A 3,447-nucleotide genomic window follows, 5' to 3' on the forward strand; every position below is an offset into this window, starting at 1 on the left:
GCCCTGCCCGCGGCCGAGGCGGTGCCGCTGCCGCCTGAGCGCCCGGCCGACGTGCCGGCGGGCCCGGCGCCTGGCGCCGCGGCGCTCGTGCCGGACGACGCCGCGTGCCTGCGCCGGCTCGACAAGCTCGGGGTCCGGGCCGAGCCCCTGCCCCCGCTCGCCGACGGGCTCTGCGGCGCCCCGAAGCCCCTGCGGATCTCGACCCTGCCGGACGGCGTCGCCCTCGCGCCGGCCGCCACGCTGACGTGCGTCGCCGCCGAGGCCCTCGCCCGCTGGAGCACCGAGGTGCGGGTGGTGGCCGAGCGCGACCTCGGCCACGCGCCGCGGGCCTTCCAGATCGGCACCTCCTACGAGTGCCGCGGCCAGAACCACGACCCCGCCGCCAAGCTCAGCGAGCACGCCTTCGCCAACGGCGTCGACGTCATGGGCTTCACCTTCGAGGGGCGCGGGCCGGTGACGGTCGGGTCGGTGCGGGAGGGGACGCCCGAGGCGGGGTNGTTCTTCCGCACCGTGCTCGGTCCCGGCAGCGACCCGGCGCACGCCAACCACCTCCATCTCGACGCGCGCGAGCGCCAGGCCGGGCACCGCCTCTGCCAGTAGGCCGCCCGCGGCGCCTCGGACCGGGCCCCGCACGGAACGCACCGGGGCCTCCGGCGCTTGAGGGCTGCGCGCGGGGCGCGGGGGCTCCCGGGGCGCGCGAAGGAGGCGGCGGATGCGGACGAGGCTGGCGTGGCTCGGGGCGGTGTATCTGGCGTGCGGCCTGACGGGCGCCGCGCAGGCCGGCAAGGACGGGCTCGACCGCGACGCGGTCAACGCCGCCGCCTTCGACGGCCCGGGCGGGGCCGGGTCTCCCGGCAAGGGGGGCGGGTCTCCCGGCAAGGCGGCCGGGCCGTCGGCCAGGCGGCCGGATCCCCTGCTGGTGAAGGTCCAGGTCCTCCTCGACCGCGCCGGCTTCTCGCCCGGCGCCATCGACGGGCGCGACGGCGCCACCCTGCGGGGCGCCCTCAAGGCCTTCGCGACCGAGAAGGGCCTGCGGCCGTCCGAGCGGCTCGACGCCCCGCTGTGGCAGGCGCTCTCGGGCACGAGCCCCGACCCGGTCGTCGTGGAGTACACCCTCACCGACAAGGACGTGGCCGGCCCGTTCGCCGAGGCCATCCCGGCCAGGATGGAGGAGCAGGCCGACCTCAAGGCGCTGTCCTACACCGGCCCGGCGGAGATGCTGGCCGAGCGCTTCCACATGAGCGCCGCCCTCCTGGCGGACCTCAACCCCGGCAAGCCCCTCGACCGAGCCGGGACGGTGATCGCGGTGGCGGCGGTGCCGCCCCTGGAGACCGGGCGCGTGGCCGCCAAGGATCTGCCCGAGGCCCCGAAGGTCACCCGCATCGTCGTCGACAAGGGGGCGCTCCAGGTCCGGGCCTACGGCGGGGACGGACATCTCCTGCACCTCTACCCGGCCTCGGTCGGCAGCAAGGAGAAGCCGGCGCCGAGCGGCACCTTCAAGGTCGAGGGCGTCGCCTTCGACCCCACCTACACGTACGACCCGAAATACGCCTTCAAGGGCGTCGGGACGACGCGCAAGTTCACCATCAAGCCCGGCCCGAACAACCCGGTCGGGCTGGTCTGGATCGAGCTGTCGGCGGAATCCTACGGCATCCACGGCACGCCCGACCCGGAGAAGGTGGGCAAGGCCGAGTCCCACGGCTGCGTCCGCCTGACCAACTGGGACGCCCGCGACCTCGCCCGCCACGTGGCCCGGGGCGCCGCGGTGGAGTTCGGGCAGTAGGTCTCCGGCGGCGCGCGCCCCGGCCGGGATCCAAGGGGCCCCGCGCCGCCGGGGCCCTCGCGCCGCCGGGGCCCTCAGGCGTGGGGCCGCAGCAGGGCCGTGGCGGCGAGGAAGGCCGCGTCGGCCAGGAAGGCGAGCGCCGCCGCCGCCGCCGCGCCCTGGATCAGCGCCAGGCCGCTCTGGTTCTGGAGCCCGACCACGATCGGCGTGCCGAGGGTGGGAGCGCCCGCGAGGGCGCCGATCGCCGCGGTCGCGACGGCCAGCACCATCACGACCCGCAGGGCCTCGAGGATCGGCCCGGCCGCGAGCGGCAGCTCCACCCGCCAGAGCACCTGGGCGGGCGTGAGCCCCATGGCGACCGCGGCGGCGCGCACCTCGCCCGGCACGGTCGTCAGGGCGTCGACGGTGCCGCGCAGGACCGGCATCAGGCCGTAGGCCGCGAGCGCGAGCAGGACCGGCGGCGCCCCGAAGCCGAGGATCGGCAGCGCCAGCCCGACCACCACCACGGGCGGCGCCCCCTGCGCGGCCGCCGCCAGGGTCTCGATCGCCCCCCGCAGGCCCGCGCCCCCGGCCCGGGTCGCGGCGATCCCGAGGGCGAGGCCGAGCCCCCCCGCGAGTGCGAAGCCGCCGAGGGCCAGGGCGAGGTGGCGCTGCGCGAGCCAGAGCAGGCGGGCGACCGGCACCGGCGTGCCGGGCTGGATCCCCAGAACCCGCACGAGGGGGAAGGCGACGTCCGGATGGCTCAGGGCCGCGAGCGCGACGGCGACCGCCAGGGTGCCGGCGGCGGCCCGCCGGGAGGCGCGGGCCGTCACGCGGGCGCCCCCGCGGTCCCGGTCGCGGCGTCGGTCCCGGCCGCGGCGTCGGCCCCGGGAGCGCCCGCGACCCGCGCGGCGGCCGCGCGGGCGAGGGCCGACAGGCCGTACTCGGCCGCCAGCGACAGCCCGATCACCGGCAGGGCCCCGAGCAGGATCAGGTCCGGGGCGAACTGCGCCATCCCCTCGAACACCAGGGCGCCGAGGCCGCCGGCGCCGACGAGGCCGCCCAGGGTGGAGAGCCCGATGCTCTGCACCGCCGCGACCCGCAGGCCGCCGAGGAGGACCGGCCCGCCGAGGGGCAGCCGGACACGGAGCAGCGTCTGGGCCGGCGTCAGCCCGACGGCGCGGGCGGCGTCGAGCACGGCGGCGTCCGGCGCGGCGAGGCCGGCCGCGAGGCTGCGCACCAGCGGCAGGGCGAGGTAGGCGGCGGTGCCGATCACCGCCGGCGTCGGGCCGATCGCCGCGAGGCCGAGCCCGCGCAGGGACGGCGCCAGGGCGAGCAGGCCCGAGAGCGCCGAGACGAGCCCGGCGAAGAGGGCGAGCGCCGGCACCACCTGCACGCCGTTGAGGAGGAGGTCGGACAGCCGGCCGCCGGCGCGGCCGCGCAGGCGCAGGAGCGCGAGCGGGGCGCAGACGAGCAGGGCGAGCGCCAGGGCGGCGCCCGACAGGCCGAGGTGCTGGACGATCGCGGCCCGCACGGCGCCGGCCCGGGCCCGGTACTCGACGGCGAGCGAGAGGCCGTCGAGGAGCCCCGCCCGGGCGCCGAGCCAGGCGAGGGCGAGGCCGGCCGCGAGGGCGAGGAGGCCGGCCCCGCGCAGGGGCGTGCGGCGGGCCGCCTCGCCGGCGAGC

Annotated in this window: 4 protein-coding genes and 1 pseudogene; 3 read left to right on the forward strand and 2 right to left on the reverse strand. The window is 78.9% G+C overall.

All coding sequences use genetic code 11. From position 1 onward, the window contains the following. Positions 1-87: 87 nt before the first annotated feature. From DT057_RS05745 to DT057_RS05750, 3 genes and pseudogenes are all read left to right on the forward strand, one after another. The coding region (locus tag DT057_RS05745) for an extensin family protein (RefSeq protein WP_338103496.1) at positions 88-496 on the forward strand (409 nt) is incomplete at its 3' end. Position 497: 1 nt separating this feature from the next. After that, positions 498-600: pseudogene (locus DT057_RS36620) on the forward strand (extensin family protein); the annotation flags it as partial. A gap of 112 nt (positions 601-712) precedes the next feature. Continuing rightward, positions 713-1,783, forward strand: a complete 1,071-nt coding sequence (locus tag DT057_RS05750; RefSeq protein WP_128561137.1) for a L,D-transpeptidase family protein — start codon at positions 713-715, stop codon at positions 1,781-1,783. A gap of 74 nt (positions 1,784-1,857) precedes the next feature. Here the strand turns inward: DT057_RS05750 and DT057_RS05755 are convergent, their stop codons facing one another. Then, on the reverse strand, positions 1,858-2,595 hold the full coding sequence (locus tag DT057_RS05755; RefSeq protein WP_128561138.1) for an ABC transporter permease: 738 nt from the start codon (positions 2,593-2,595) through the stop codon (positions 1,858-1,860). Beyond that, positions 2,592-3,447 (reverse strand): ABC transporter permease subunit (locus DT057_RS05760; protein WP_128561139.1); only part of this gene is annotated, 856 nt, incomplete at its 5' end. The genes DT057_RS05755 and DT057_RS05760, both read right to left, overlap by 4 nt.

The organism is Methylobacterium crusticola (genome assembly GCF_003574465.1).
Lineage (GTDB): Bacteria > Pseudomonadota > Alphaproteobacteria > Rhizobiales > Beijerinckiaceae > Methylobacterium > Methylobacterium crusticola.

Bases quoted from the DNA above. Each gene is read 5' to 3' on its own strand.
- DT057_RS05750 (WP_128561137.1), top strand. From the start codon at position 713: ATGCGGACGAGGCTGGCGTGGCTCGGGGCGGTGTATCTGGCGTGCGGC.